This is a genomic window from Amycolatopsis taiwanensis DSM 45107, assembly GCF_000519205.1.
GTDB lineage: Bacteria > Actinomycetota > Actinomycetes > Mycobacteriales > Pseudonocardiaceae > Amycolatopsis_E > Amycolatopsis_E taiwanensis.
In genome coordinates, this window is sequence record NZ_KI912601.1 from 108164 (window position 1) to 135103 (window position 26940).

Sequence of the window (26940 nt, forward strand, 5' to 3'; positions counted from 1 at the left end):
GCTCAGTAGTACTGGCAGATGTAGTCGTATGCCTTGGTGAACAAGTCTTCGTCGCGGTGCAGCTTGTACTTCAAAAGCGTGCGGCGCAGCGCCTGCTTGACCTCTCGGGCGCCGCCGATGGTGTGCTGCCAGCCAGGAAACCGGATCTTCTGCACGATATCGTCGATGTCCGACACTATTCGTTCGACGGCAACCGCCGTGTTGCCGTTACGGGTCTGCTGGAACAGCCTCGTCAGCGCCGCTCGGCCGCCCGCCACCCCGGTCTCCTCGGCCGCCGCGATCTCCAACTCCAACGCGACGAACTCCCGAGCAAGGCCGAGCAGCGCCTTGAGATACAGCAGGCTACTGAGCTGACCGAGCTGGTGTTGCTCGCGTAGCTGGTCAAGTCTCTCGGCCAGCGACACGAACCGTTTGTCCCCCCGATGTGGCCGCAGCCGCTCGGTGAGCTGCCCCGCGACCCGCCGGGAACTGACCTCCGGCGTCTGCTCTAGTGCCTCCACCATCTCCGCGTCGATGACGAGCGTGTCGAGGTCGTCGGCACGCACGTCAACATGCACATTCGCGTTGATGATCTCCATCGTCTTGGCGCCGAGCCTTCGCCACAGCAACCGGCCGGTGCTGCCGCCCGGCTGGACGGAGCGGTACACCTCGGTGAGCCAGACGTAGTCGGCGCGGTACTCGGTCAGCACCGGATCAGGAGACAACGCCTCCCACAACTCGGCGAGCCTTCGGTAAGCCGCCGCGAACCTGTCCCGGGTGGCATCGTCCGGCAGGTGCTGCTGAGCAGCGAAAAGCCCTTCGTGACCGTCGAGAGAACGATCCAGATAGGCGGGGAAGAAGGCCAGGCACTTGGCCATGGCAACAGGCAACTCGTCGGCCAGGCAGCTTATGTTCGTGATGACCCGCTGCATGGCCTGCTCGTCGAATTGGAGCGCCTTGGCCAAGTGATCGAACACCCCAAGGTAATCGACCACCAGGCCGTGGGTCTTTGTTCGCCCGCCGCCTTCAAAGGGCCGGTTGGTGCGGCAAACCGCCTGCAGCAGGTTGTGGTCCTTGATTACCTTGTCCAGGTACATCGCCTGAAGGATGGGTGCGTCGAACCCGGTGAGCAGACGGCCGGTGACGATGAGGATCTTCAGCGGGTCGTCCGGGTCGCGGAACCGGTTGAGCAGTCGCTCCTCCTCGTCCTTCGTGCGGGCGAAACGCTCGTTGAGCCACCTGGGCGTGCCGGAGCCGGTCGAGATGACCACCGCCGACGCGTCCGGGCCGAGCAGCGTGTCCAGCTCGTCCTTATACCGGGCGCAAGACTCCTTATCGAACGTGACGACCTGCGCCTTGAACCCGTTCGGCTCGACCTTCTCCCTGTAGTGCCTGGCGATGTCGGCACACACCCCCTTTATCCGCTGCTCCGCCTTGATCAGCGTCGCCATCCGGCCTGCTCGATCGACAACGGCCTCCCGCTCCTCCTCGGACAAGCTGTCAGTCAATCGGTTGAACTCGGCGTCAAGGAGAGTCTGGTCGATGCGGAACTCGATCGACCTCGGCTCGAAGTGCAGCGGCAACGTGGTGCCGTCACGCAGCGAGTCCGACTGGGTATAGCGGGACAGATAGCGGCCAGGGTCCTCGTCGGCACCGAATGTCCGGAAGGTGTTGCGTTCCCGGTCGTTGATTGGCGTCCCGGTCAGGCCGAACAAGAATGCATTCGGCAACGCGTCACGCATCCGCTGGCCAAGGTCGCCTTCCTGGGTGCGGTGCGCCTCGTCGACCAGGCAGATGACGTTCCGCCGCACGGACACCTCGGCGTGGGCGTCCCGGAACTTCTGGATCGTGGTGATAATGATCTTCCGCTGCTCGGTACGAAGTAGTTCGATCAACTCGTCACCTGATTCGGTGGAGACCAGATTCGGTATGTCCGCGGCGTTGAACGTTGAGGTGATCTGGGTGTCGAGGTCGATCCGGTCGACCACGATCAGCACGGTCGGCGAGCCGAGCCGGGGGTGCCTGCGCAACTTCTGTGCGGCGAACACCATGAGCAGCGACTTACCCGAACCCTGGAAATGCCAGACCAGTCCCTTACGAACAACGCCGTCCCGGACCCGATCAACGATGCTGTTGACGGCCTCGTACTGCTGATACCGGCAGATGATCTTGATCTTGCGATGTTTGTCGTCGGTGGCGAAGACGGTGAAGTCGTGCAGGACGTCGAGGACCGCCCGGGGCGCGAGCAGGCCACGCACGCCCTGCTCGACCAGGGACCGTCCGGGTGGCTCCGTACGCTCGCCATCCCGCCAGGTACTCCACAGGTTCAGCGGCATCAGCACCGAGCCGAAACGCAACTCCCGGCCGTCCGTAGCGAACGAGAACACGTTGGGCACGAAGAACGCGGCGAGGTCACGTTCGTGTTCCTGGATCTGGAAAGCGCCGTCTGCCCAGGTCACGGCTGGTCGCGGCGGGGTCGTGGCCACGCCGACCACGAGTGGAACGCCGTTGACGTACAGGACAAGTTCGAACCGCCGGGTAACCCGCCCGTGTCGAAACGTGACCTCGGTAGCCACCCGGTAGGTGTTCCGGGACAGGTCGTCGAAGTCGATCAAAGTCACCGGCACGTGCTGGTGTTCCGGGCCGTAGGGCATGGCCTTCTCGCCCAAGAGCCAGGCGCGGAACTCCTCGTTGGCAGGAACCAGACCCGTGCTACGCGCCGAGAGCGTGATACCGCGAAGCCGGTACAACACCTCATCGGCACGACTCGGCTCCTTGGCGATCTCCGGATTCAAGCGCACCAACGCGTTCCGAACATCGTCTTCCAGTAACACATCGAGGTCGACTCGCCTCAAATCTGCACCATGGGTAGCCGGCCAGTCCCCGTCGTCGGACAGCAGACCCAGCACGAAGTCCCGCACGGTACTGCCTTCAGCGACCGTCATGTCCGCCCCGTGAGCGAGAGTCCAACGACTCAGGCGGCAACCAGCCGACCGACACCCGGCACTGTCGCTTAGCCCGTTCGGTCACCGCCGGCCGCTCCCTCATGTCCACCCATCTAGACCACAGTACCGCGACAGAACCCGAGCTATCCGGTACCACGCCGCTCCCGAACCGAGCGGTTGTCGAGGCTGGTGAACGTGACAACCGCCCAATGGCTCGTTCAGACCATTGGATGACACGATCTGAACCTGCGCCGTTGACCCCCAGGTTCGAACCTACCCGTTCCTTCAACACCCTCAAACGCTTGGGCCGATGCCGAGCCGGGTCCGATATTTTGCGACCAGTGCGGCAACCTGGTCGGCGCGCTCCTCAAAGAAGGTATCCACGGTGTAGAGACCGTTCCAGCCTTCTCTAGCCATGACGCTTTCGGGGTCGGTCATCCGTTGCGGCCCGTCGTTTCCCACGACGAGAAATGTGGCCTGCTGAGCCTGGTATCCGCCAGTGCGCGGCAGCCGCATCTCGGCGTCAACCAGAAGATAGCGTAAACCAAGCAGCTCAAGAAGCTCTTGGTCGCGCTGCCATGTCACACCACCGTACTTGGCGGGTTGCCATCGACGTGGGTCTTGATAGACCAGGCGCACAGGCTGGCCGAGGTTCGGCAGTGGTGCCCGTCCCAATATAACGTGCCCTTCACGGTGCAGAAGGTGTCGTGATCTTTGTCGCTGCTGGCCCGGACGACATCCGGCGCGTAATCGATCAGGCGATCGGGCCAGCCGAACACCACGGTTTGCATCAGGTCGCAGGAGTTGAATATGTGGAGCACAACGTCGTCGTCAGGCCGTCGTTCGGCGATGTCGTCCAGCCACAACCGGATGAGCTGGCGCCATTGATCATTGCCGGCGAGGCTTGTCTCCATCTGGGCCTTGAAAGACGCCCACCGGTTGCGGTTGCGGGGCGTGGCCGAGCCGGTGAAATGGAACTGCGAGTGGCCGTCGTTGCCCACCATCGCCCGACGCAGGTCCTCATCCTCGCGCAAGCGGTCCTTTTCGAGAGCACCTGATCGACGCACCTCCTCGACCTCCCAGTGGTCGTGGTCCATCAGGTGTCTGTAGGTGTCAGGGTTCGCCAACCTCAGGAGCTGGCGGTCTCCTATCAACGTGGGTGGCTGTGCCGATGCCCCTGCTCAACGATATGCCACTCGAACGAGCCAACCAGATCTTCCGCCACCCGATTCATCAGGACGGGGTCGGTACCCTGGCGAAGCTGACCACCGCATTGCGGCAATGTCGGAGTGCCGAGGACTACTACCATTTCCAGCAGGACCTGCTCGCGCGTGCTGCATGTTCAGGAACACCGGGCAGGGTGTCGACGGGTCGCGAAGCTGCTTCGGCAAGGCAAAGCGGTGCCGGCTAACGCGCCAGAGCTAAGGGCCGCCGCTTTGGCGACCAGCCCTGAGTCCTGGGATCTGGAGGCGGATGTCTGCGAGCGGGTCGACCGTCAACTGAGGTCGGTCGCTGATGCTATGGCCTGGCGGGCGTTCAACTACGACCGGCGAGTCATCATCGCAGTCTCTCGAAATCAGCATCCTGGCCCGACGGCCGGCAAGAATGGCTTGGCCCCCGAGCGCGCCTTCCTGATCGATTGGTGGCGCGACGAGCGCCGGTTCGTGCTGCTCCATGACCTCACTTCGTGTCTGACCATCGGCGACGCCACCGCGTTCAAAGAGGCGGGAGGCGGCTACGAGGCGTACCTGCACGAGATCAAGGCTGATCTTAGGCGCACTGTGCCTCGGCAGCTTCGGCGTCAGCGGATGGCTGAGGAGGCAATCCGCTCGGTGGCCCCTTGCCTGGCGACCTGCCCGGTCGACTGGTGCCGCTCGACATCCCATACAAGACCCACCTCGACCTGTTAGGCAAGGCTTTCGAACTCGCGCACGAGCGTGGGGTTCAGGGTGTGAAAGTTCCCGGTGGGCGGGCGCTCGTGGCGACGGACCTCGTTCGCGGTTACGACATGTGGTCAGAACGTGAACTCATCGACCGAACGGCCGCCGTACATCTGCAGGCGGTCAAGCGGGCACGCATCCTGGATCTCGGGCACCTGGTGTACGCGCGTAGCGATGATCTGGTGGCACGCTCGCCAACGATGCCCCCATGGGCAATCTATCCGCTGTCACCCGCGCTGTGTGCAAAGCTGATCATCGATTACGCGATGTACTTCGTCACGATGTCGAGCGAGCCGCTGCTGATGGCGCTTGAGGATGTCGGTTTGGCTGCAGAGTGGGTACTCCCTCGCGATCAGGAAACCGTTCAGCCCAACCAGATGGTGCTTCGCGCGCACAAGGGAACTCGAACCATCGAGCTGCGCTGGGCTGAGATGCAGCGACGGCTACTGCTCGAGCTGGCGGATCTTCCAATTTGGGCGGAAGGTGTTGCGGAACTGATGGACCGTCACGACTCCGGACGGCATCCGTGGCAGTCCTTCAGCGAAGAGTGGAAGGTGTGGGCGTAGCAAGCCCCGATGGACATGTGGCGTCGTCGGAGGAAACAAGGGCTACTTGTCGGCGTGGCGTCGTTTGTCGCGCGTAAATGACCGGGGCTTGCCGTCGCCGGACACGGTTTGTCGACGGTTGGCGATCTCGTCACCATTCTTATTGGTTTCAGCGAGCCGCCTCTACCAATCATTTGTCGAATTCCTGGAGTGGCGCAACTCGATCAGCTTGCGGTTCTTCCCTAGCTGCACCGCCGCTGGTCTCGATTTCGGGGCGGGCCACGACAAATGTGCCTTTGCACCGCAGGGTCACCACGAGTCCCCGTTCTCGGAGAAGCTCAGTCGCCCGGCGCGCGGTGCCGAGGGATACACCGTACTCCCGGGCCAAGCGAACTTCCGCGGGTAACGGGGTATTCGCAGCCAGTTCCCCGGCGGCAATCCGTCCGGCCAGATGCTCGGCGACCTGCACGTATAGGTAATCGGCGACATCGCGGTCGAAATGGTAGATCACGAGCGGGCTGTGCTCGGAGACGTCTTGGTGGGCTTCGGCGGACATGTGGTCACGGGTTCCTAATCAGTAGTAGGTATGGAAAGCGAAACTTCTCTGGGGCCGCGCTCGTTCTGCTGATGGTCAATGGCAACCGCCACCTGGACTTTTCGAGGTAGCCGCCGGTCGCAGGCGAAGCGAAGTCGGTCAAATGCTTCCGCCCGGCCGCGGTCTGTGGCGCACATGCAGACCTGGTCCGGTGGCGAAAGCCAAGCCACCCGGGCCTATGCGGTGTGTCATCGAATCCTCCGCTCGGTGAGGCTGATGCTCGGCTATCAGAACCTCGCGCAACGCCGCTCGGAGCCGCCCTGCTTCGACGTTCGTGAGCCGAACGAGGCAGCCATCGGGCAAGTCGATCTCGACGATCTCGTGTGTTCGCCGACGCAAGTGCAGCGCAATCCGCTGCCCGTTCCCGTCACGGCAGATGACTTTGCGGTGGTGCCAGCCCAATCGCCGCAGCAAGGTCTCAGCGGGCACGGAACGAGCAGAGGGCTTCATTGCACGGGACTCTTTCTGGCCGCCCGACAGGCGTCGCGGGCATTGGTCGCGCGGGGCAGCATCGGGCTCGGAGCGCGGTTGTGTGCGAGCCGATGAGCGCCGCTGTAGGCCGATTTCGTCTGTCGTCGGCGGCGGCACGCCAACCACAGCATCCGTGACACGAACACCAGTACTGCGGTTGCCGCTATCAGCGGCGATCACTCCGCAACACCTTGGGTAGGGGTCGCGGCGGGACCAGGTATCGGGGTCGTGGTCCCGCCACGACATGGCAGCAGAGCAAGGCGTCCAACGGCGGCTGGGGCATGCCACCGCTGCGTTGCTCTGCTGTGGTCGCTGTAGCGGCCGCTGGGGCGCCTACGTCGGCAAACCTGTCATGAGCGGTGTCCACCCGAGCTTGTTGCGCGACGACCGAACGGAACTGATGGTCTGCGAGGTGGTCGCGCACCGTGGTCCTCTTTTGAGGAGCCAGGATGCCATCCTCGGCGCCAAGCAGAACGGCTCGCATGACCCGCTCGCGGCCCGCCGAGTCAGTGCATGCCGAGTTCACTGAATCCATTGGTCGCCGCGCCACACCGTCCTTAGCGGTATTCCCACTCCGTCCCCATCGACACCAGCGCTGCACCGAGAAATACCGCACGACAACGTGGGTCTGGGAGCGTCGAGACCCACATGGTGACGCGAAGCGCTTGAAGACCATCATCTACTCCAATAATTAACGAGCCCCTCTGGGTGACTGACTGCCCGAGCGCCCGCCGTCGAAAGCGGGCACCCAGTGGCCGCTGTGCGCGAACCACCGAAACCAACTAAACAGTCAGCGCGTGGAAGCAAACAGAGCAACCATGGGGCGGCATTGGAGCAAGAATGGAGCGCTACCTTCGATGACCTGCCCAAACACCATTCGAGCGACGCATACGTCGAACGAATAATAATACGGACACGATTCTAGACGGAAGTCTCGCGTCGCCGGGTAGGCTGAGAGCGGGCGCTCACGTTCCCGCGCCCGCTCTCAATCGAAGCCACACTTCTCCCGACAGCTTTTTCGGTCAGGACTTCGGCGTTACCCCTGTTCTCTGGCCGTCGCCCGCGAGGCAAGGACGGGGATTGCCTCGATCTTCTCCGGGGTGAGGTCTTCCCAGACAAGTCCCTGTGGTCGACGCCGATTGGTACACTCGATCGCTTCATCTGGTGTGATGATGAGATCGACGCTGACGTCGTGCTCGGTTTCGGGGATCTCCTCATCGACCACCTGAAGTTGGTGAACGGGTGCGACGATGGTCGTCTCGTCCGTTACCAAGCCCGCCTCGATAAGGAGAGCCACCTCCAAATCCGAGTACCCGGCGCCTTTACCGATGCGAGCGCCCGATCGGTTCACCGCGACACTGCCGCAGATCACGAGGTCGATTGGGGGTATGTCCTCGATGCTGACACGCTGCGCTACCTGCGCCGCTCCCCTCTTCTCGGCTGCCTGCTCAGGTGGGAGACCGAGAGAGGCCGGGTCGAGCAAGAAGAACGGCTGGAGGCTGGCCATTCTCGGGACAGCCATGTACAGCAGCTTGCCCTCCTTGAGCGCGTGGACACGGATCGGCAACTGCGCCCGGTCGGGGTTCGCCTTGATCGTCCTGGCTGTCTTCCAGACCTCGAGCTCGGCCAGGCGCTCGGCTGCCGCTTCCGCGCCGTAGAAGCCAGGAATCTTGCCATAGGAACCTTGCGGCACCGCACCCTCGCGCTCCAACAAGCGCCATACGCGGTCCCGAACGGCTTCCTTGGCCTGATCGATGTTCGTCACACCTCACCTTTACCTAGATCGTAGCGATGAGAGCAAGCAGACGGTCGTTGATGTCCTGCACCCACGACTCCTGCCGCCACTGGTGAAGCTCTCTCCCAGCGGCAAAGGCCAGGTTAAGACCGCCACCGCCGCGCGTCATTTCGACAGCGTCGATCGTCGCGTGCATGACGGTCGCCGCTTCGTCCAGCTTGCCCTGCCGGATCAGCGACAGGGTGAGGTTAGCAAGCGCAATGGCCTGGCTCTTTTGCTTCGCAGCGAGTGCACGCGCCGTGGTGCGCAGGATGGGCTCGGCGCGGTCTGGCAGGCCGAGGTAGAGGTAGCACGAGCCAGTCAGTCGGTTGAACTCGTTGATCGTGTAGGCCGGCGCGGCGACGTCGTCGGGGTATGTCCGGCCGAACTGGGCCTCGGCGAGCTTCAGTGCTTCCTCACACGCCTTGAGGTCGCCTGTCATGGCGTAGCCCTCGGCAACGTGCAGTAGGCTCAGGCCAGTCAGCGAAGGGCTGACGGGCTTGGCGATTTCGGCCCCTTCGCGGGCGAGCTGCAATCCCTTCTTCGGCTCCTTCTCGCCATATAGCGCCACGAAGCCTTTGCGCAAGACGGCGTACGCCTCGGTGTAGGGATCACGCACTTGCCGAGCTGCGGCGACCGCCTCGTCCAGATAAGTGATCGGTGCGGCGTGGTCGCGGCGCTGACTCACGTCCCACACGAGCTGACCCATGAAGGTGGCTGACTCGGCTTCGACCTCGAACAATGCTTTGCGTACGCGTGGATTGGCCGCATTCTCTCGAACGAATTTCACTTGGCCGTGGAGCTGGCCTGCAGACCCAAGCAGAGCCACCGAAGGTATCCGATCGTACTGCTCGTCGAGTTGGCGGACACGCTCGTGGAGGTAGCCGACAGTCACCAGATCTGCCGAAGAGGGGTTCTCGAGCACGTAGTTCATCCGGTCATTCGGCCGGATTTGAATGACCGTCACGTCATCGAGCAATGCCTGTAGTTCGTCGAGCGGCGCGCCGAGCGCGGCAGCCAGTTTGGGCCGGACCCATGGTTGCGGTTCGGTCTCCGCCCTTTCCCAGCGCACGACGGTCGATCGCTCGACTCCCAGACGTTCAGCAAGCTTCTCCTGCGTATAGCCCGCCGATTTGCGACGCTGGGCGAGGCGTGCACGTTTCGCCGTCATCCCCTCCTCCTCCCTGGGGTTGTCTCCACGATAGCCATGGTGTCGCAATTTGCCGAGGTCAGGGCAAACGCTGCATCATTTTTGCCTCAAACCTGCTTCGTTAACGGTCTGGAGCATAGCAATTCAACGCGGTTTTCTTGGTGTTCCGAATGCAATCCGCACTACCTGACTTCTGGGCCGAAGCGAGGAGGGGAAATGCTGGACTGTCGTTGGGTGCTCAATCCGGTCGGGCGTCGTGGCGTGCCCTGGTTGACCCGTACCGGGTGCAAACAGGTGTTGGTCATGATGGATCAGATGGTGGCGGGCACGCGGTTGTTGGATTTGTTGCCGCTGCTGGAGGTCGACCACCGGGTGCAGGTGGTGTTCACGGTGCCGGAGCCACCGGAGTCTTGGCGGGCCAGCCACGAGTTCGTCGAGGCGCAGGGTGGAGTGGTGATTCCGTGGTCGCAGGCCCGCCATCTGCGGTTCGATTTGGCGATTGCGGCCGGCCAGTTCGGCATCGACGAGGTCGACGCGCCGGTCATGTTGGTGCCGCACGGGTACGGCTTCGGCCAGTACAGGCTACGTCCTCGAGTTGCGGGCGATGACCGCGAACTCGTGATGAACCTGGACCGTGAGCAGTTGATGCGAGACGGACGGGTACGGGCGGAGGTCGTCGTGTTGATTCACGACGCGGAGCGGGAGGTTCTCGCGCGCACATGTCCGGAAGCTCTGTCTCACGCCGTCATTGGCGGCAACATCGCGTTCGATCGGCTGCTGGCCAGCGTAAGGGCGCGTGAGCGGTATCGCCGGGCGCTGAAGGTGACCGGGCGACGCAAGCTTGTCGTGGTCAGTTCCACCTGGACATCGCAGTCGGCGTTCGGTCGTCACCCGGACCTTTTCGGGCGGATCATGGCTCAACTGCCGCCGGAGGATTACCAGGTGGTGGGGTTGCTGCACCCGAACATCTGGGCGCATCACGGCCGTCGGCAGGTGCGGGCATGGCTGGAAGATTGCCTCTGCGCAGGGTTGGGGCTGGTGCCGCCGGAGGAGGGGTGGCGGGCAGCGCTGATCGCCGCGGACTTCGTGATCGGCGACTACGGCTCGGTCACCGGCTACGCGGCGGGTCTGGGGACTCCGCTGCTGCTGGCCGCGGAGCCGGACGATGCCCCGTTGGAAGGCAGCCCTTCTGCTGCCTTGCTGGACGCCGCATGGCGTTGGAAGCCGGAGCGGGCGTTGTTGCCGCAATTGGAGGAACTGGCGGAAAGCCATGCGCCCGACACATTTGTCGAGGTCCGTCGACGGTTGACGTCGCGTCCTGGCCAGGCTGCGGCCATTTTGCGGCGCACGATGTATGGACTGCTCGGCCTGCCCGAACCCGCTCGTCCGGCGTGTGTATCCCCTGTCCCCCTGCCGACGCTGGTCTCGTGAACAACGACTCGCTGCGTCGGGAGGCGACCAGTGGTCAGTTCGTACTTGCCGCCGCCGGAGACGTGGGCTACGAGCCGTTGGCCGACGTCGTCGTACTTCCTGCACACTCGAGCCTGCCCGATGCGCAGGCCGCGCTGACCTCCGTCCTATCCCGGCTCCCTGGTCTGACGTTGGCGGCGTCCGAATACGCGGGCGATCACCGTTTGCTGGCGACATCGAACGGTGAGACGGTCTCCGCCCGGGGCTCGTCGGTGGTGGCGTGGGCGACAGTTGGATACCTGCGGATCCTGACCTGCGGCAGGCTGACTGACCGTCACTCAGTCAGACGCGGCCTGGTCGAGGGCGGCGAGGCAAGCGTGGAGTCGTTCCTTCTGCGGGCCGTCGATGTCCTGGCACAGCTCCAGCGCCTCGGACAGGTAACGGCGGGCAGCCTCAAGGTCTCCGTGATCACGACTGATCTCCCCATAGGCGATCAGCACGTCCGCGTGGAATACCGCCGAACCTAACCCGGACAACACCTCCAGCGCCCGGTCCAGCCGACGCATCGCTTGATCGACGCGCCCGGCACGGGAATCGAGACGAGCCAGACTGATCAGCACCTGCGCTTCGTCTCGGGAGTCAGACAGGCCGGCAAACACGGTCCGAGCCTGCTCCAGGTGCACGGCGGCCTCGCCATCACGTCCAGCGCCGAACAGCACCTCGCCGATGCGTTGATGCCGCAGGGCCACACCACGCTCGATGCCCAACTCCTGCTCGATCAGCAGACTCTGCCCGAGGTGGTCGAGAGCAGCATCGATGTCACCGAGCCCCTCGGCGGCGAGTCCCAACTGTTGCAGCGCAACCGACTCGTTACGCCGGTCACCCGCCCGAACGGCCAGTACCCTGGCCTTCTCGGATTCCTCCCGGGCATCGTCGAAACGACGCAAGTCCAGGTAGGCGCGGCCCAACTGGCAGCGCAGCCGGGATTCCGCCACCGTGTTCGCGCACCGCGCTGCCGCCTCGATCCCGAGACGGTGAGACGCGATCCAATCCGGGTAGTGCTTGCGGAACACGAACAACTCCCACAGCGCCTCGCACACCTGCCAGGCCAGGTCGTCCCATCCGCGCGCCACCGCGTCCTCGAATACGGCCAGGAAGTTGGGCAACTGAGAATCCAGCCACTCCACCGCCTCCTGCCTGCTCGCGAACAAGGCAGGCGCGCCCTGGTACTGCCCGGATACGGTCCCTACGCGCCACCGGATCGGGATCACCATCATGTTTGCCCTGGTCATCGTGTGCAGGAACCATTCGCCGATCCGCCGCCGAGCAGGGTTGCGATCCGCGTCGGCCTGGGCGCGGGCGTGCAGTCGTACCAGGTCGTGGAAGCGGTAGCGATCCGGCCCGATCTCCTCCAGCAGGCTGACGTCCGCCAACGCTTGGAGTCCGTCCTCGGCATCGCCGTCGCTGATCTGTGCCGCCGCCGTAGCGACTCCGGCGCTGAACTCCGGCCCTGGATGCTCGCTCGCCAACCGGTACAGCCGCGCCAGCTCGTCGGGCAGCGCCTGATACGACAGATCGAAGGCAGCACTCACCGACACATCTCCCCCAATCGACAACCGGGACAACCGTTGGCACTCGTTGGTCAGCTCGGCCACGACTCGCGCTACCGTCCACCTTGGACGCGAGGCCAACCGCGCACCGGCCACCGACAACGCGATCGGCAACCGCCCACACAATGACGCCAGCTCCCGCACCTTCGGCAACTCGCCGGTAGCACGCTCGGGACCGACCGATCGGGCGAGCAACTCCTCCGCGTGTGCCGGTGGCAGCGGCGCTACCTCCACGAATCGCGCGCCCTCGGCGTGCAGCCCGTGAAGTCGCAGCCTGCTGGTGACCAGCACCAAGGACTCCGAAGACGTAGGCAGCAGTACCCGTACCTGCGCCGCCGACAGCGCGTTGTCCAGCACCACGACCAGCCGCTTGCCGACGGTCGTCGACCGGAACAACGTCACCTGCTCTGCCAACTCCACCGGAACGCGGTCGGGAGCTACCCCCAACGCACGCAGAAAAGGCCCCAGGACTTCATGAGGACGAGCAGCACCATCAGCGGAAAACCCACGCAGATCGGCATAGAGCTGACCATCCGGATACCGCTCCCTGTTTCTGATCGCCCAGGCCACGGCCAACGCCGTCTTACCCACACCCCCAGGGCCGGTCAGCAACACGAGCCCCGGCAGACCATCAGCGATCTCGGAACCCGTCGCGGTCTGATCCAATACCGCCATCTCGTCGGCCCGGTTGGTAAAATGCGCGACAGCCGGGGGCAACTGCCTCGGTATGGGCATCGCGTCTCGCTTGGCCTCGGCTGGCAGGACTACCTGCTGGATCGTTCCCGCTTGCACGACGGCACCGGCCGTAATCCCGCTGATGGTGTTCGCCACGCTCTCCCGCTCGATCACACACTTCAGTTTGTCGGCGTTTAAGCCAATCCAAGGCAACGCGTCTCCACACCACTCTGTTGGAGCAGCCCGATCGACTGAGGGATCTCCTGCTCGGGCCTTGCGCAGTCCCACCCAACCGCATCAGTGGAACACGCTGATCGTGAGCAACGCCCCGAACAGTAGGAACGGCCCCAACGGCACCGGCGAGTCCCGTGGTCTCCGCCGGATAATGCGGAGGTGTAACCACCCGAGGCCCGCGCCGAACCACGTGAGGAAAGTGGCAGCGATGAGGGCCGACCAACTCGACCAACCAAGCGCCAAGCCGAGCAGAGCGCTCAGCTTGACGTCGCCTGCTCCAAGTCCTCCCCCGGAGGCCAGCGCGAGGACCAGGTAGAACACCGCGAGGACCAGCATGCCAGCCATAGCGCGAAGCAAGTCAGGCCCGCGGGAGTGCAGGATCGCCGAGGTCGCCATCAGGGCACCGACAACTGCGACGCCAGAATAGGTGAGCACGCTGGGCAGCCGTTGCTCAATGACGTCAACCAGACCCAGGGTGGCCCCGACGGCGGCGAGCACGCTGTACGGCAAGACGTCGAATTGGTTACCGAAGCGCCAGGCCAGCCCACCGAACGCGCACCCTGTCAGCAGGGAGGTCGCAAGCTCAGCCCACGGCAAGCTGCGTGGGGCCGAGTTGAACAGCCGTCTGGAGTAGGCGGTCAGCGCTGCGCCGGCGAGGATGCCGGCGCCCATCCACGGAGCGACGAACGCGCCGGCCATCAGCCGGCACCGCCATCGCTGTGTTTCGGTCGCTGATTTGACACCACTTTGCCCCCAGGAATCCGCTGGTCGCGCCCCAAGTGTTACCCGGAACGTCCGAGGACGAAGATGTCAGTAACCCGGAAGAGTGAAGATTCAGAGGTGGGAGCATTCCGACTTGAAAGTCAGTACGTTACAGAATTTGCAGTGGGCGAGGGGTAATGGTGTACACGTATTACGTAACACTTGACGTTGGACGACTGTATCTGCCGTAGGGGGTGGATTGTGGTAGCCAGCAAGATCGCAAAGCCTGGGAGCATCCGGGCGGCGGCGATCCTCGCGGCGGCAGCTGCGGTGATGACCACAGCCGCCTGCAGTTCAGGCACGGCGAGCGACCCTTCACCCGCCACGACGCAACCTACTGGGCAGGCGTCTAGTTCGGCTCCTGCGTCCACCACGTTGTCCGTTGTGGACAAAGCGAAACAGGCCGCGCTGGTGGCCTATCGTGGCATGTGGCAAGACTTTGTGTCAGCCGGAACCACATCGGACTGGCAGTCACCAAAGCTCGGCCAGTACGCGACGGGAATCGCCCTGACCAACCTCTCCCGGAGCCTCTACGCCGATCACTACAACGGCTTGGTGACCAAGGGCGAGCCAGTTCTGAACCCGAGCGTATCGTCTGCGGACCCTTCCGACGATCCAACGAAGATCATCATCGCCGACTGCGGAGACTCGACACACTGGCTGAAGTACCGCGCTGACAACGGCCAACTCGCCGACAACGAACCAGGCGGACACCAGTTGATCAACGCTATCGTCCAGAAACAGGCCGACGGCTCATGGAAGGTGTACGACTACGGCGTGCATGACGTCGGGAGCTGTTGACCATGCGCCGTACCGCGATCATCACAGGCATCGTGACCGTGAGCATGCTCGGCCTGACGAGCCCGGCTCTGGCCAGCAACGGTTGGGGCACCACTACCTGCAGCCAAACTCCGACCCCTGCTTGCGACATCGGCGCGGGAACAGAGGGAAGCCCCGGAACGCCAGGCGGGGACCCTGGTAGTAGCAACCACAACCCCGGCCAGTCAGGTCATGTAGGACCCAGGGATAACGAGAACAACGGCGATCAGGTCGTCGGCGGTAAGCCAAACCTGGCGAACTGCTCGTACGTAAAAACCGACTTCCAACCGCCAGTGGGTGGGGCGACGGCCATAGCCCATGCCAAGCCGCTGAACCGAGGCGCGACCACCGTCCAGCCAGCAGTACTGGACGACGCGACCGGCCAGCCAGCGGTAGCTCGACATGCGGCGAACCCGGCGCCGGGGCAACAAGGTGCTTGGTATGTCTGGAAGTGCGACGGCCAGGGCATGGCTGATGCGCTATATCGGCCTCCGGTGTGGATTCCTGGTGGCCAGCAACCGGGAGCGACGCAGTTGCCCTCGCCCGCGGAACTCGCGGCGCTGGCGCATAAGCAGTTGCGGCTACCGACGCCGACGATCGCGGCAAACCCGACGGGCGATCAGTTGGTGAATCTCCCGACGTGGCTGTGGTTGTCAAGCGGGTGGGGGCCGGTGTCGGCAACCGCTTCGGTGCCCGGAGTGTCGGTGAGCGCGGTGGCAAGGCCGACTTCGGTGTCGTGGTCAATGGGTGACGGCGACACGGTGACCTGCACTGGTGCGGGCACCCCGTTCCGTCCAGGCGCGGACGCGACAGCGCCGTCGCCCGATTGCGGCCACACCTACCGCACCTCGTCAGCAAGCCAACCAGGGCAAGCGTTCCCGGTCACCGCAACGGTGCACTGGACGGTCACGTGGTCCGGCGCGGGTGAGGGTGGCACCTTCCCGGATATGACCACGACCAGCACCGCGACCTTCCGCGTGGCGGAGTCCCAAGCCCTCAACAACGGCGGCGGCTGACCCACCTCACAACAACACACGGCCAACTCGTCCTTCCGCCCGCCGAAAACGTCGGCGACGCGGCGCACTACCCCCATGCCTGGAGGTACGGCATGACCAGCAACATCACAACCCAGCCGGGCACCAACCGGTCCACGTCGTCGGCCACCGGCTCCTGGGCCACGGAAGGCACGAAGCCTGCCTCGCGGCTGCGCGCACTGAGGCGGCCACGCAGTCTCCCGCATCTGCTGCTGGGCGCGCTGTTGGTGCTGGCCTGTGCCGCCGCGTTTGCCGTGGTGTCACTGAACTCCGGGAACCGGGAATCAGTGCTCGCGCTGGCGCGGCCCGTGGCGGTCGGGCAGGTGTTGACTGCGCAGGATCTCAAGCAGGTCAACGTCGCCGTCGACCCTGGAGTATCCGTTATGGACGTTAGCCAGGCGGCGAGCGTAGTGGGCAAGACGATGTCGACGAGCCTGCCTGCCGGAGCCTTGTTGACCCCGGATGCGGTCAGCGGAGCCGGGGTTCCCGCGGCAGGGCAGGCGCTCGCGGCGTTGTCGTTGAAGGCGGGCCAGTTCCCTCCGGAGGTGTCGCCGGGAACGCACGTGTCGGTGGTGTTCGTACCCGGCCAGGCGGGCGCCGCGCTCGCGAGCCCGCCGGCTCCGTACTCCACAACGGTGTGGCCTGCGGTGGTGACCAGCGTGACAGCGCCGCCGAACCAGCAGAACACCGTCATTTCGGTGCAAGTGAGCCCCGCCGCAGCCCACCAGATCGCCGCCGTGCCCGCCGGCCAGCTGTCGGTTGTGATGCTGCCAGGCGGTGATCGGTGATGTTGGTCGTCGTCGTGAGTGTGAAGGGCTCGCCGGGCGTGACCACCTTCTCCATCGCGTTGGCCGCGCGCTGGCCGGCATCGGCACGCGCGCTGCTGGTGGAGGCCGACCCCTCTGGCGGGGACGTCGGCGTCCGGTTTTCGTTGGGGTCGGCGCCGAGCCTGGTGAGCCTGGCGGCTGCAGCCCGGCGCAGCGATGACCCGGCACTGCTGTGGCAGCACGCGCAAGCCCTGCCGGGTGGGCTACCGGTGGTGACGGCGCCACCGGATGCGGACCGCGCCCGAGCTGCCCTGTCCGCGCTGACCGACCCCACCAGTGGAGCGCGCGTCCTGCGTGTCCCCGCCAATGCGCCGGATGCGGCAGTAATCGTGGATTGTGGACGGATCGACACCGGATCACCGGCCATGCCGGTCGTACGCTCGGCCGACGCGATGATCTTGTTGACCCGTGCGCATGCTGACGACCTCGCGCACCTGGCGCGCCGGCTACCGACTCTCGGCCGCTGGACTCCGCATCCGGTGATGTTGCTGGTCGGGCAGGGCTACTCGTCGACCGAGGTCGCTCGCGAACTCGGTGTGCAGCCGCTGGGTCGTATTCCGGACGATCCGCGCGGCGCGGCGGTGCTGTGTGGGCGACCCAGCGCCCTGCGATGGGGCCGTAGCGGACCGGCACACTCCGCATTGGGCCAGCTGGCGCACAAGGTAGCGAAGGCACTCTTCGCCGAACAAGCACCACCTCCCGCACTGCCGCGCCAGGGACCGACCGAGGGCCAACCGATGCCGATCTTGCAGACCGTGCCCACGAGCCCGCTCCAGACCAACGGTCTGCGGCTCGCCCCGCCACCCCAACATCCCCATCACGGCCGGGATGCCACCGGAAATCCGGGCGGAGGACACGCGTCATGACTCACTCGAACAACGGCTACCCGCCACCGGTGCCTCTGCGCCTCCACCAGCAGCACGATCGGAGTGGGCAGCTCAGCACGGATGGCGTGGAGCGCATGCCGAACATCGAGGCCGTCGGGCGACTTCGCCAGCATCTGCGCGACACGCTCAGCTCCGAGCTGCCGAAGCGGGTGGATGCCCAGCAGGGCCGCACCGGCGCCACGGTCACTCGGGAAGGCCGCCGTGAACTGGCCCGCACGGTCCTGGACGACGCGGTGCGGGTGCACAGCGAGAACGAGCTGATGGCGAACCGCGCGCTCGTGGGCCGGGAAGTTGAGCAGCGGGTGATGACCGAGATGATCAACGAGTTGTTCGGCATGGCCGGGCTCCAGCCGCTACTGGACGACCCGACGGTGGAGACGATCAACGCCAACCGCTACGACCGGGTATTCGTGCAATACACCGACGGCCACCGTGCCCAGGTCGGCCCCATCGCCGACTCAAACGAGGAACTGACCGACCTCGTACGGCTGCTCGCCGCACGGGCGTCGAGCCAGGAACGCCGCTTCGACTACGGCTCCCCGGCGGTGAACCTCCAGTTGCCGGGCGGGGAACGGTTGTTCGCGGTCATGGGCCTGACCGCGGGCGGGGTGACTTCGCTGTCGATCCGCCGCCACGGGTACCTCACCGTGACCCTGTCCGAGTTGCGCGCTCGCGGCACCCTTGACCCCGGCCTGGAGCAGTTCCTGCGCGCCTTGGTCCAGAGCAGGAAGAACGTCTTGATCACCGGCGGTACTGGGGCGGGCAAAACCACCCTGCTGCGAGCGCTGGCCTCGGAGATGGAGCCGATGGAGCGGATCGTCACCATCGAGGACGCCTTCGAGCTCGGCCTGGAGCGAGATCCCGACATCCACGCCGACGTGACCGCGTTCCAGGCCCGCGAGCCCAATGTCGAGGGCGAGGGCGCGATCTCTCAGGCGGAGTTGGTCCGGTGGGGCCTGCGGATGAGCCCGGACCGCGTGATCGTCGGCGAGATCCGTGGTCCGGAGGTCATCCCGATGTGCAACGCCATGTCCCAGGGCAACGACGGCTCGATGGCTACTTTGCACGCATCCAGCTCAAGGATCGCCTTCACTCGCTTGGCCTCCTATGCCGCCCAAGGCCCCGAACGGCTCCCGCTGGAGGCCACCAACCTACTGGTGGCGAGCGCGGTGCATTTCGTCGTGCACCTCGCTCGCGGCCTGAACCGCACCACCCGGGTGGTGTCCTCGATCCGGGAGGTCGTCGGCGCCGACGGACCGCAGGTGATCTCCAACGAGGTCTACCGGCCCGGTGTGGACCGACGCGCCCGCCCGGTGGCCGGGGCGCTGCGCAGCGACACCCTGGACGACCTCGTCGACGCCGGGCTGGACCCTGGCGTGTTGGAGGAGCCCGACGGGTGGTGGCCCCGGTGAACGTCACGATCGGCGCCATCACCGCCTTGTCTACCGCGCTCGGCCTCGGCGTGGGCGTCGGCCTGTTGTTGGTCATCCTCGGCTGGCGGGGAACGGACCCGAACCGGCCATCGCGCAAGGCGCGGTCCCGCCGCGTCCCAGGGGACCAACGCAGGACGCTGCGGATCGGCTTGGCCGTCGCGGTCGGCGTGCTGACCGGTGTGGCCACCGGATGGATCGTGGGTGCCGTACTGGCCGGGCTCGCGGTCTGGGCGCTCCCCCACATCCTGGGCGGAGATCCCGAGCACGCCCGCCGGGTCGCTCGGATCGAAGCCATCGCGACCTGGACCGAAATGCTGCGGGACACGCTCTCGGCTGCCGCCGGTCTGGAGCAGGCCATCCTCGCCACCGCGTCGCTGGCCCCAGCGCCGATTCGCAACGAGATCACCGACCTCTCCACGAAAATCGAGAACGGAGACCGCCTGGCGCCCTCGCTCCGTGTACTGGCTGATCGGCTCGCCGATCCCACCGGCGACCTCGTGATCGCCGCGCTGGTGCTAGCCGCCGAGCAACAGGCTCGCCAGCTGTCCGATCTGCTCGGCTCGTTAGCCCACGCTGCCCGGGAACAAGCCTCGATGCGGATGCGCGTCGAGGCTGGACGTGCCCGCACCCGCACCTCGGTGCGGGTGATCGTGGGCACCACTCTGACCTTCGCCGTCGCCGTGGTGCTGCTTAACCGCGCCTACCTGTCCGCCTACGACACCGTCACCGGGCAAATCGTCCTGCTCGGCATCGGTGTCCTTTTCGGATTCGGGTTCGCCTGGCTCGTCCGGATCGCCACGCTCCCCGAACCGGACCGATTCCTGACCGCCGGCGAGACGGCCACGAGCCAGACTCCGCTCGTCGCCGAAAGGCAGGTGTAACCCGCCGTGATCACCGCACTCATATTGGGAGCAGGATGCGGCGTCGGCCTATGGGCACTGGCGGTCTGGCTGTTCCCGCCTCGACCCGCCCTCGGCGCAGTCCTCAAACGCAGCACGACCGCTACTGCCCCGACCCCGATCCTGGTCACCGAGGACACCAGCTGGGCCACCAAACTCGGCCGGCCGTTCATCGCCCCGCTACGCGCCCTCGGTCTACCCGGAGCGCGCCTGACCCGAGAACTGGCTGTCATCGGTCGCCCGGTCGCTACCCACCTGGCGGAGAAGGCGACCCTGTCCATCGCCGGGCTGCTCGTACCGGTCCTGGCGCACCTGCTACTCGCCCTCGCCGGGCTGTCGCTGGGCGTCGAGTTCCCCATCATCGCCGGGCTGGTGCTGGCCGCTGCCGGATTCGTCCTGCCCGACCTGCAAGCTCGTTCTGAGGCGGCCAAACTTCGCACCGGATTCCGCCATGCACTGTCGGCCTACCTGGACCTGGTGTGGATCACCCTTGCCGGAGGTGCCGGGGTCGACAGCGCGTTGAACGACTCGGTCGCCATCGGTCGCGGCTGGACATTCGTGCAAATCCGGCGCGCTCTGGACACCGCTCGCCTGACTCGCACCACCCCGTGGACCACGCTGCGCCAACTTGGTGAGGAACTCGGCATCACCGAACTGTCCGAACTCGCCGCCTCGGTCAGCCTCGCGGGCACCGAGGGCGCCAAGGTTCGCACCTCACTGGCCGCGAAGGCAGCCACGCTGCGCACCCATCTGCTCACCGACGCCGAAGGCGAAGCACAGGCCGCCACCGAACGCATGTCGCTACCGGTAATGGCGCTATTCCTGGGTTTCTTGGCGTTCATCGCCTACCCCGCGCTTACCGAAGTCCTGAATGGACTCTGAGTTCGCGGCGCACGATAAGAGGGAGGAGAACCCGATGCACGCCCTTCTGCTGGCATTGTGGACAACGCTGAAAGCACGGTGGGACCTGCTGCGCGAGCAACCCGAAGCTGGGTACTCGACCGAAACCGTCTTGGTGACCGCACTCTTGGTAGCTGCCGCGTTGGTGATCATCGCGATCATCATCGCCAAGGTGACCACCAAGGCCAACGGCATCGAGCTATAGCCATGACATGCACGATGAACACGCTGCTGTCCCGACGACGGCGTGGCCACTACGCCGACTCCGGTGACCCGCCCCTTGTTCCAAGGCGTATCCGGCGGCTGCTGCGCGGCGACCGTGGGGCAGTCAGCGTTGAGTTGGTAATCGCGACGCCATTGCTTCTGTTGATGCTGCTGGCAATCGTGCAGTTCGCGCTATGGTCGCACGCCACACACGTCGCCCAAGCCGCCGCCTCCCAAGGACTCTCCGCCGCGCGAGCCCAGAACGGCACCGCGGCCGCGGGCAGCGCGAGCGCACAGCAGATGCTCGATCGGCTCGCACGCGGCCCATTGACCGGCGCCAGCGTGAGCGCCGACCGCACCGCAGCCTCGGCGTCGATCCGCATCAGCGGCACCGCCACTCCTGTGATCCCGTTCTTGCATCTGCCTGTGCACGCCGAGGCGGCCGGTCCGGTCGAACGTTTCGTCCCGAATCTCACCAGCGGCGGGTGACACAGCGATGACCACGAACACGCCGCTATCGCACATGCCCCCACGCGATGGCCCGGGACGGCCGCTGGGACGGGACCACGGCGGCCTGGGTTGGTGGCTGGCCTGGTGGCACGCGGACCGAGGTTCCGTGGCTGCGGAAGTCACGCTCGCGGCACCGTTTCTGGTCATGCTGCTCGTGTTCGTCGCTGTATTCATCCACCGCGGCGTCGACGCGCGGCTGCGGCTGAACGACGCCGCACACCAAGCCGCTCGCGCGGCCAGCATCCAGCGCATCTCCGCCGCCGCGACCGCAGCGGCCCAAGACACCGCCTCGGCCGCGTTGTCCTCGGCCGGAGTGAGCTGCTCATCCCTGACGGTGGCCACCGCCACCGGCGGAATGCAGCCGGGCGGCACGGTGAGCGTGACCCTCACCTGCACTGTGGACTTCGGCGACGCGCTGACTCTCGGCGTGCCAAGCCAGAAAAGCCTGTCCGCTACCGCGATCGAGCCCGTCGACACCTGGCGCGCGGTTCCCCGTGAGTTCGCGAATTCTGAAGGTCTGTTGGGAGGGAACTGACGTGTGTCCGATGTGGATGGCCGTGTGTGCGTGCGTCGGTTGGGGAACTGGCGGTCGATCAGGGCTCGGTCGTCGGCAAGTTGGTGAGGTCGGGGTGGTCGAGGTCGGTGGTGTAGCGGGTAGCGGCTTTGATGCTGAGGCCGAAGAGGTCGACGATGCGGCGGGCGTCGCCGTCGGTGGCTCGGGCTTCGTCGAGGATGCGGTCTTGCCGGATGGAGGTGGCGGTCAGGCCGGGGCCGATGGTGAGTTTCACCCAGCGCTGGCCGACGGGGATGGTGCGTCCGGCGGTGCGGTAGTGCAGGAACAGGTGGGGGTTGAGGCTGTTGGGCCAGCGGGTGTTGCGGTAGTCGAGGTATGCGCTCAGCCGTGCGCGGACGGGGGCGGCGAGCACGATGGTGCGGCCGGCGTGGTGGAGTCGGCCGTCGCGGATGTCGGTGAGTTGCAGCGCGCGTATGTGGCTCGGTGTCAGGGCGTGGAAGGCGATCAGGGCGACGACGAGGGCTTGGGCCGGTTTCGGCGAGCTGATCGCCTCACGCAGGTTGGTGAGGTCGGCGGGCAGCAGTTGGTGTTCCTCGCTGTTGCTGGTTTTGATGCGGACGGTCGGGTTGGTGAAGAGGACTTTCTGTCCTTTGAGGATCTTGAAGATCGATTTGAGTGCTTGGCCTGCTTCGGCGCGTGGGTTTCCGCTGGGAGGCAAGGATTCCAGAATTGTGGTGCGGTCGATTTCCCGAAGGGATGTGTGTCCGGTCTTGGCCCAGATGTGCAGGGTGGGCAGGGCCCATTGCAGATGCAGGCGAATTGTGATGGGACTGCGCGGTCGGCGGCGAGGTGGGATGACGGACCCATTCTTCATGATGTCGAACCAGGTGCGCAGTTCGTCGGCCATAGTCTCGGGGAGCCCGGCAATGTTGCGGTCGAACCAGGCGTCGAGCGCGGGGGTCCGGTCTTCCTCGAGGAGCTCGGCGTCAGCGAGGACTTCCAACACGGTCCAGACGGGCAGGTCGATGCCGCGCAGCGCGGCGACTTCGCTGGCCTTGATTGGCGCGCCAGGGGTGTCTTGCAGACCGAGCAGGATGCGCAGGCCGTGGCAGGTGTCCTCGGTGGTGTTGGCTGTCCAGCCATGCTGCGCGGCGTGGTCGCGAGCGCGTTGGGCGAGTTCAGCGGCCAGGATGGGATCGGGCGGCTGCGGGAGTCCAGCGCGGCCGCGGGCGGCGAGGTCCCGCTGGACAGGGAACAGTACGTGTTGGTCGCCCGCGGTCATCTGGATCAGCGACGGTGTCGGTGTCTGGGGTGGCCGGGGCGGGCGTGGGGTCTCGCGTTGGAAGGCCATCCCGGCGAAGAACAGTTGCTGGCCATAGCGGTTGGCGCCGATCAGGTCGAGTGGCTTGCCGAACTCGCGCACCATGCTGGCCTGCTTGTGGCACAACCGGCAGGATCCGCGGCCGCTGAGGTGCGCAGTAGTGTGGCAGATGCAGCATTCGGCGACCGTTTTGTGCTGGCGACGCCAGCCGTCGCAACCACGGCAGAGCCAGCCCAGGGTGCGGGTCGCGCCCCAGGCGTGGCAGTCGCGGCAGGACTCGACTCGCGGGATCGCCGAGGGGTGGCAGCGGCGGCAGAGACCCGACGCGTAGTAGTCGATGCGGGAGGCGCAGCGCAGACAGGGTGGCGGGGTGACCGGCCCGCCTGGCCAGCAGCTGAAGCAGTAGTCCACGCGGGCCATCGCGACCGGTGTCGCACGGCAGACCACGCACAGGTTCTTGTGTCCGTGGCTCACGCGGGAGGCAGCGTTCGGTTGCGGCCCAGGTGTGGTGTGACAGACGGCCCGGCGGAGGCTTCGGCTGCCTGGGTGGGGCGGCGGGCGGCGACCTTGTCAGGTTCGCAGATCAGCAACTCCGCGGAATCGCAGTCCAGCACGGCGCAGATGACATCGAGGTCGTCGAGGCGGATCGAGGTCGGGGCTCCGGTCCATAGCGCCGACATCTTGCCTGCGCTGATCTCCAGCCCCGCCGCGGCGAGCTGGCGGCGCATCTCGGTCGATTTCCAGATGCCGCGTTCAGCGGCTTTCATCCGCAGATTCCAGCGCATCGGTGATCTCCCTTCCGGTTGTGAGTCGGGCCGCGACCCGGTCGTTGGCGGTGGCCCAGGCATGCTCGATGTGGTCGTCGTGGACGTGGATGTAACCGGTCGTTGTGGACAGCCAAGAATGGCCAAGCAAGTCCTGGATCGCTTTGAGGTCAACGCCTCTGGCGTAGAGCGACGAGGCGCAGAAGTGCCGCAGACCGTGCGGGCTGAGCCTACCGCTCCACGCCGGCAGCCAGCGGGTGACCGCGCCGGCGAGCCCGGTCCGCAGTGCGTCGTCCCCCGCGCGCAGACAGCTGCCCGTATGAGGATCGCGGCGCTCGCTGGGCAGCAACGGCGCGTCGGGATCGTCGTAGTCATTGCCGAACTGGTGGCGCACGTCGGTGAGCCACCAGGTGATCAACGCGTTCACCGAGTCGATCGCCGGGATCAGCCGGGTTTTCGGTCCCCGGCCCTGACTTCCCTTGCCGAACCGGATGTGGAGCTTGCCCAGCTCGCCGAGATCTGGTCGCCAGTCACGAATGTCGAGCATGACGGTCTCGTTGATCCGCAGACCGGCGCGGCGCCACAGCGACGCGGCCAGATAGTCCCGCGCCGCGGGAAGATACTTCCGCGCCTCGGGCAAGGACGTGCGCCACGCGTTGAACAAGCGGTCGACCTCGTCCTGGCTCGGCGGGATTCGCGGGGCACCGTAGACGGCTTTTGCCGGACGGTTGAACTCGTCGATCGGCTGCGTCACGACGTGCCCGGTCAATGCGTGCAGGTCGCCTTGATACCGGGTGATGAGGAAGTCGAAGAACTGGGCCAGCTTCCACGCCTTGCTCTGCACCGTGGTTTTCGCCTGCGCCCGGTCCTTACGCAGATAACCAAGGAACCGGTCGGCGTCCTCGGGCACGATCGTCCACACCGGTCGCCCGACAAACCGGGCGAACTCGAACACCGCGGTGCGATGGTCGCTCACATGCTTGTCGGTGATCCCCGCGCCGGCCATCGCCAGCGCGTACTGATCGACCAGACATCGCAGAAGTCGACAGTCTGTCAGGAATCTCGACTAATGGTCGGAATCGTTATGCGAACGAGCGCAACCACCCTGGCCAGCACAGGAGCCCCACCAGCCCCTTCATGCCCATCAGCAACCCGCGGGAGTTCCCACAGTGACCAGAACCGCCGTTGGAGGTGGGTCATGATCTGTCGGGGACGGTGCACCGTCCAGCGCGGTTGGTGGCGGGCCGACGAGGGCCGGACCACCGCGTTCGTTGTGGTCCTCGCCATCGGGATCCTCACCTTGGCCGGGCTCACCCTGGACGGCGGCATGGCGCTCGCAACCAAGGTCAAGGCTAACGGTCAGGCCGAGGCCGCAGCCCGCGCCGGCGCCCAGGCCATCGATCTGGCCGCCTATCGCAACACCGGCACCCTGCAGCTCCTGCCCACCCAGGCCGTGGCTGATGCACAACGCTATCTGGCCACCGTAGGCGCATCTGGAACCGTGACTGTCTCCGGAGACACCGTGACCGTCGTGATCACCACCACCCAAAGCACCCAACTGCTGGGCATGGTCGGGATCTCCCGCCTCTCCGTCCATGGCATTGGCAGCGCCCATCCCCAACGCGGGGTGGTGACAGAAGACCCCGGGTTCGCGCTTTCTGGAACAGGGATTGGCGGGAACTGACGTGCACGCCTCTTATATGTCTGTCGGATCTGGCTTCGGTTCCGGAACCGGCGTATGCCTTGCTCATCAGAATCGCGCAGCTGAGGTAGCTGGGCTCTGCTCAGCGCTGATCTCCAGCCCAGCCTCGACCGGCCGGGGGCGCATTTCGATGGACTTCCAGATCCCACGTTCGGCAGCGGTCATCCGCAGGCTCCTACGCACCAGCTCACACCTCGTCGGTCCTGGTGTCAGCTTCGTCGATGCCGAGTCCTGTGGTGACACCGTCATTGGCCCGCGCCCAGGCGTGCTCGACGTGGGCGTACTCTGGCGACGGCGGATGTCGCAACTGTCTGAATGCCCCTTCGGGTGGAGTGGTGGTCCGCCGCGTCATGGGCCCACGCGCTGGCTGACGTACGCGAGGGACTCAGTTTGTTGGGGGCAGCAGGTTGGCAAGCATGACCATGTCGCGTTGCTTGTCGCCGATGCGGTAGTAGGAGCGCAGTGTTCCTTCCTTGGTGAATCCCACTGCCCTGCAGACAGCTTGGGACGCATGGTTGTCGGTCTCGACAAGCGCTTCCAGCCGGAGGAGACCCAGCTCGCGCGCAAGGTCTGGGAGCAGCTCGAGCGCGGCCTTGGCGAAACCCTGCCCCCGGTAGCGGTGCAGGATCCAGTAACCGACGGCAGCTCGACGGTGCGCCCAGTTGATGCCGTTGATCGCGGCCATGCCGACCACGTCCCCGTTCTCGGTCGTGGTGATCGCCATCGGGCGTCCTCTGCCTTCGGCTGCCTGATCGTGTTGGCGGCGCAGCCAAGCGTGGCCTTCTTCTGTGGTGTAGACGCTCGGAGTGGTGGTGATCAGCGGGATGTACGGATCTCGGCTGGCTTCAGCGATGACGGGCAAGTCGCTCGGCAGCCATGGCCGGAGCGTGACGAGGTCGTTGCTTCGGGGACCGACCGTGCGCAGGTCAGGTGGTTGGCGTACGTCTCCGCCGGTTTGGTGCGCGAGCGGGCCAGCGCCGATGTTCCGGTTGTCAGTCACGGTCACCTTTCGAGGGTTCTTCTATTGGGTGCGACG

The 26940-nt window shown here is 65.5% G+C and carries 28 protein-coding genes; 15 read left to right on the forward strand and 13 right to left on the reverse strand.

The window, feature by feature from the left end; all coding sequences use genetic code 11:
• Window positions 1-2: 2 nt before the first annotated feature.
• The 3 genes from A3CU_RS0140045 to A3CU_RS0140055 all read right to left on the reverse strand — a co-directional run bounded on the left by A3CU_RS0140045 (window position 3) and on the right by A3CU_RS0140055 (window position 4021).
• On the reverse strand, window positions 3-2924 hold the full coding sequence (locus A3CU_RS0140045) for a type I restriction endonuclease subunit R (RefSeq protein WP_027946957.1): 2922 nt from the start codon (window positions 2922-2924) through the stop codon (window positions 3-5).
• 294 nt (window positions 2925-3218) lie between these two features.
• Entirely contained in the window at window positions 3219-3509 is a 291-nt protein-coding gene (locus A3CU_RS0140050) for a hypothetical protein (RefSeq protein WP_027946958.1), read from the reverse strand.
• Complete coding sequence (locus tag A3CU_RS0140055) at window positions 3506-4021, reverse strand: hypothetical protein (protein WP_027946959.1); 516 nt, start codon at window positions 4019-4021, stop codon at window positions 3506-3508. The genes A3CU_RS0140050 and A3CU_RS0140055 overlap by 4 nt, the downstream gene beginning before the upstream one ends.
• A 234-nt stretch (window positions 4022-4255) precedes the next feature.
• Here A3CU_RS0140055 and A3CU_RS53265 point away from each other — a divergent pair, with 234 nt between their 5' ends.
• Complete coding sequence (locus A3CU_RS53265) at window positions 4256-4834, forward strand: hypothetical protein (protein WP_156960803.1); 579 nt, start codon at window positions 4256-4258, stop codon at window positions 4832-4834.
• A complete protein-coding gene (locus tag A3CU_RS0140060; protein ID WP_156960804.1) occupies window positions 4792-5430 on the forward strand; it encodes a hypothetical protein in 639 nt (212 codons plus the stop codon). The genes A3CU_RS53265 and A3CU_RS0140060 overlap by 43 nt, the downstream gene beginning before the upstream one ends.
• 169 nt (window positions 5431-5599) lie before the next feature.
• Here A3CU_RS0140060 and A3CU_RS49135 read toward each other — a convergent pair whose 3' ends face one another.
• Entirely contained in the window at window positions 5600-5965 is a 366-nt protein-coding gene (locus tag A3CU_RS49135) for a GntR family transcriptional regulator (protein ID WP_084144202.1), read from the reverse strand.
• Window positions 5966-6211: 246 nt separating this feature from the next.
• Between A3CU_RS49135 and A3CU_RS53270 the strand changes: the two genes are divergently transcribed.
• Complete coding sequence (locus A3CU_RS53270; protein ID WP_156960805.1) at window positions 6212-6550, forward strand: hypothetical protein; 339 nt, start codon at window positions 6212-6214, stop codon at window positions 6548-6550.
• 961 nt (window positions 6551-7511) lie between these two features.
• Here the strand turns inward: A3CU_RS53270 and A3CU_RS0140070 are convergent.
• Both A3CU_RS0140070 and A3CU_RS0140075 read right to left on the reverse strand, forming a co-directional pair.
• Window positions 7512-8240 (reverse strand): 5-formyltetrahydrofolate cyclo-ligase, encoded by a 729-nt coding sequence (locus tag A3CU_RS0140070; protein ID WP_027946961.1) that lies wholly within the window; start codon window positions 8238-8240, stop codon window positions 7512-7514.
• A 13-nt stretch (window positions 8241-8253) separates the two neighbouring features.
• Window positions 8254-9420: a helix-turn-helix transcriptional regulator gene (locus A3CU_RS0140075; protein ID WP_027946962.1), complete on the reverse strand. Its 1167-nt coding sequence runs from the start codon at window positions 9418-9420 to the stop codon at window positions 8254-8256.
• A 195-nt stretch (window positions 9421-9615) separates the two neighbouring features.
• Here A3CU_RS0140075 and A3CU_RS0140080 point away from each other — a divergent pair, with 195 nt between their 5' ends.
• Window positions 9616-10830 (forward strand): hypothetical protein, encoded by a 1215-nt coding sequence (locus tag A3CU_RS0140080; RefSeq protein WP_027946963.1) that lies wholly within the window; start codon window positions 9616-9618, stop codon window positions 10828-10830.
• A 317-nt stretch (window positions 10831-11147) separates the two neighbouring features.
• On the opposite strand, the gene A3CU_RS0140085 is transcribed toward A3CU_RS0140080, so the two are convergent.
• On the reverse strand, window positions 11148-13268 hold the full coding sequence (locus A3CU_RS0140085) for an ATP-binding protein (protein WP_084144203.1): 2121 nt from the start codon (window positions 13266-13268) through the stop codon (window positions 11148-11150).
• Between the two features lie 123 nt (window positions 13269-13391).
• Entirely contained in the window at window positions 13392-14027 is a 636-nt protein-coding gene (locus A3CU_RS0140090; RefSeq protein WP_027946965.1) for a prepilin peptidase, read from the reverse strand.
• 447 nt (window positions 14028-14474) lie between these two features.
• Here A3CU_RS0140090 and A3CU_RS0140095 point away from each other — a divergent pair, with 447 nt between their 5' ends.
• Window positions 14475-14891, forward strand: coding sequence for a hypothetical protein (locus A3CU_RS0140095; protein WP_245617536.1), 417 nt, complete (start codon window positions 14475-14477; stop codon window positions 14889-14891).
• Between the two features lie 203 nt (window positions 14892-15094).
• Here A3CU_RS0140095 and A3CU_RS55005 read toward each other — a convergent pair whose 3' ends face one another.
• Window positions 15095-15313 carry a hypothetical protein gene (locus A3CU_RS55005; RefSeq protein ID WP_245617537.1) on the reverse strand — a complete coding sequence of 73 codons (219 nt, stop codon included), beginning with the start codon at window positions 15311-15313 and terminating at the stop codon, window positions 15095-15097.
• A gap of 90 nt (window positions 15314-15403) precedes the next feature.
• Between A3CU_RS55005 and A3CU_RS55010 the strand changes: the two genes are divergently transcribed.
• The 9 genes from A3CU_RS55010 to A3CU_RS49155 all read left to right on the forward strand — a co-directional run bounded on the left by A3CU_RS55010 (window position 15404) and on the right by A3CU_RS49155 (window position 22138).
• Window positions 15404-15925 (forward strand): hypothetical protein, encoded by a 522-nt coding sequence (locus A3CU_RS55010; protein ID WP_245617538.1) that lies wholly within the window; start codon window positions 15404-15406, stop codon window positions 15923-15925.
• A gap of 92 nt (window positions 15926-16017) precedes the next feature.
• Entirely contained in the window at window positions 16018-16731 is a 714-nt protein-coding gene (locus tag A3CU_RS0140110; protein ID WP_027946967.1) for an SAF domain-containing protein, read from the forward strand.
• Window positions 16731-17636 (forward strand): CpaE/TadZ family protein, encoded by a 906-nt coding sequence (locus tag A3CU_RS49145; RefSeq protein ID WP_052373024.1) that lies wholly within the window; start codon window positions 16731-16733, stop codon window positions 17634-17636. The genes A3CU_RS0140110 and A3CU_RS49145 overlap by 1 nt, the downstream gene beginning before the upstream one ends.
• Window positions 17633-19069, forward strand: coding sequence for a TadA family conjugal transfer-associated ATPase (locus tag A3CU_RS0140120; protein WP_027946968.1), 1437 nt, complete (start codon window positions 17633-17635; stop codon window positions 19067-19069). Before A3CU_RS49145 ends, A3CU_RS0140120 begins: the two co-directional genes overlap by 4 nt.
• Complete coding sequence (locus A3CU_RS0140125; protein ID WP_027946969.1) at window positions 19057-19971, forward strand: type II secretion system F family protein; 915 nt, start codon at window positions 19057-19059, stop codon at window positions 19969-19971. The genes A3CU_RS0140120 and A3CU_RS0140125 overlap by 13 nt, the downstream gene beginning before the upstream one ends.
• Before the next feature lie 6 nt (window positions 19972-19977).
• The gene (locus tag A3CU_RS0140130) at window positions 19978-20871 is read left to right on the forward strand and encodes a type II secretion system F family protein (RefSeq protein ID WP_027946970.1); all 894 of its coding nucleotides are present in this window, start codon (window positions 19978-19980) and stop codon (window positions 20869-20871) included.
• A 34-nt stretch (window positions 20872-20905) separates the two neighbouring features.
• On the forward strand, window positions 20906-21094 hold the full coding sequence (locus A3CU_RS0140135; protein ID WP_027946971.1) for a hypothetical protein: 189 nt from the start codon (window positions 20906-20908) through the stop codon (window positions 21092-21094).
• 14 nt (window positions 21095-21108) lie between these two features.
• Window positions 21109-21582, forward strand: a complete 474-nt coding sequence (locus A3CU_RS49150; protein ID WP_084144225.1) for a TadE/TadG family type IV pilus assembly protein — start codon at window positions 21109-21111, stop codon at window positions 21580-21582.
• A gap of 127 nt (window positions 21583-21709) precedes the next feature.
• Window positions 21710-22138, forward strand: a complete 429-nt coding sequence (locus A3CU_RS49155; protein WP_245617539.1) for a TadE/TadG family type IV pilus assembly protein — start codon at window positions 21710-21712, stop codon at window positions 22136-22138.
• 58 nt (window positions 22139-22196) lie between these two features.
• Here the strand turns inward: A3CU_RS49155 and A3CU_RS0140150 are convergent, their stop codons facing one another.
• Genes A3CU_RS0140150 through A3CU_RS49160 form a run of 3 tightly spaced genes read right to left on the reverse strand, consistent with a single transcriptional unit; the run spans window position 22197 to window position 25208 of the window.
• Complete coding sequence (locus A3CU_RS0140150) at window positions 22197-23912, reverse strand: hypothetical protein (protein ID WP_211246635.1); 1716 nt, start codon at window positions 23910-23912, stop codon at window positions 22197-22199.
• Window positions 23909-24223, reverse strand: coding sequence for a helix-turn-helix domain-containing protein (locus A3CU_RS0140155; protein ID WP_027946973.1), 315 nt, complete (start codon window positions 24221-24223; stop codon window positions 23909-23911). Before A3CU_RS0140155 ends, A3CU_RS0140150 begins: the two co-directional genes overlap by 4 nt.
• Window positions 24192-25208 carry a tyrosine-type recombinase/integrase gene (locus tag A3CU_RS49160; RefSeq protein WP_084144205.1) on the reverse strand — a complete coding sequence of 339 codons (1017 nt, stop codon included), beginning with the start codon at window positions 25206-25208 and terminating at the stop codon, window positions 24192-24194. Before A3CU_RS49160 ends, A3CU_RS0140155 begins: the two co-directional genes overlap by 32 nt.
• A gap of 192 nt (window positions 25209-25400) precedes the next feature.
• Between A3CU_RS49160 and A3CU_RS49165 the strand changes: the two genes are divergently transcribed.
• Entirely contained in the window at window positions 25401-25886 is a 486-nt protein-coding gene (locus tag A3CU_RS49165) for a pilus assembly protein TadG-related protein (RefSeq protein WP_245617540.1), read from the forward strand.
• A 403-nt stretch (window positions 25887-26289) separates the two neighbouring features.
• Here A3CU_RS49165 and A3CU_RS0140170 read toward each other — a convergent pair whose 3' ends face one another.
• Complete coding sequence (locus tag A3CU_RS0140170; RefSeq protein ID WP_169739752.1) at window positions 26290-26904, reverse strand: GNAT family N-acetyltransferase; 615 nt, start codon at window positions 26902-26904, stop codon at window positions 26290-26292.
• Window positions 26905-26940: the final 36 nt, after the last annotated feature.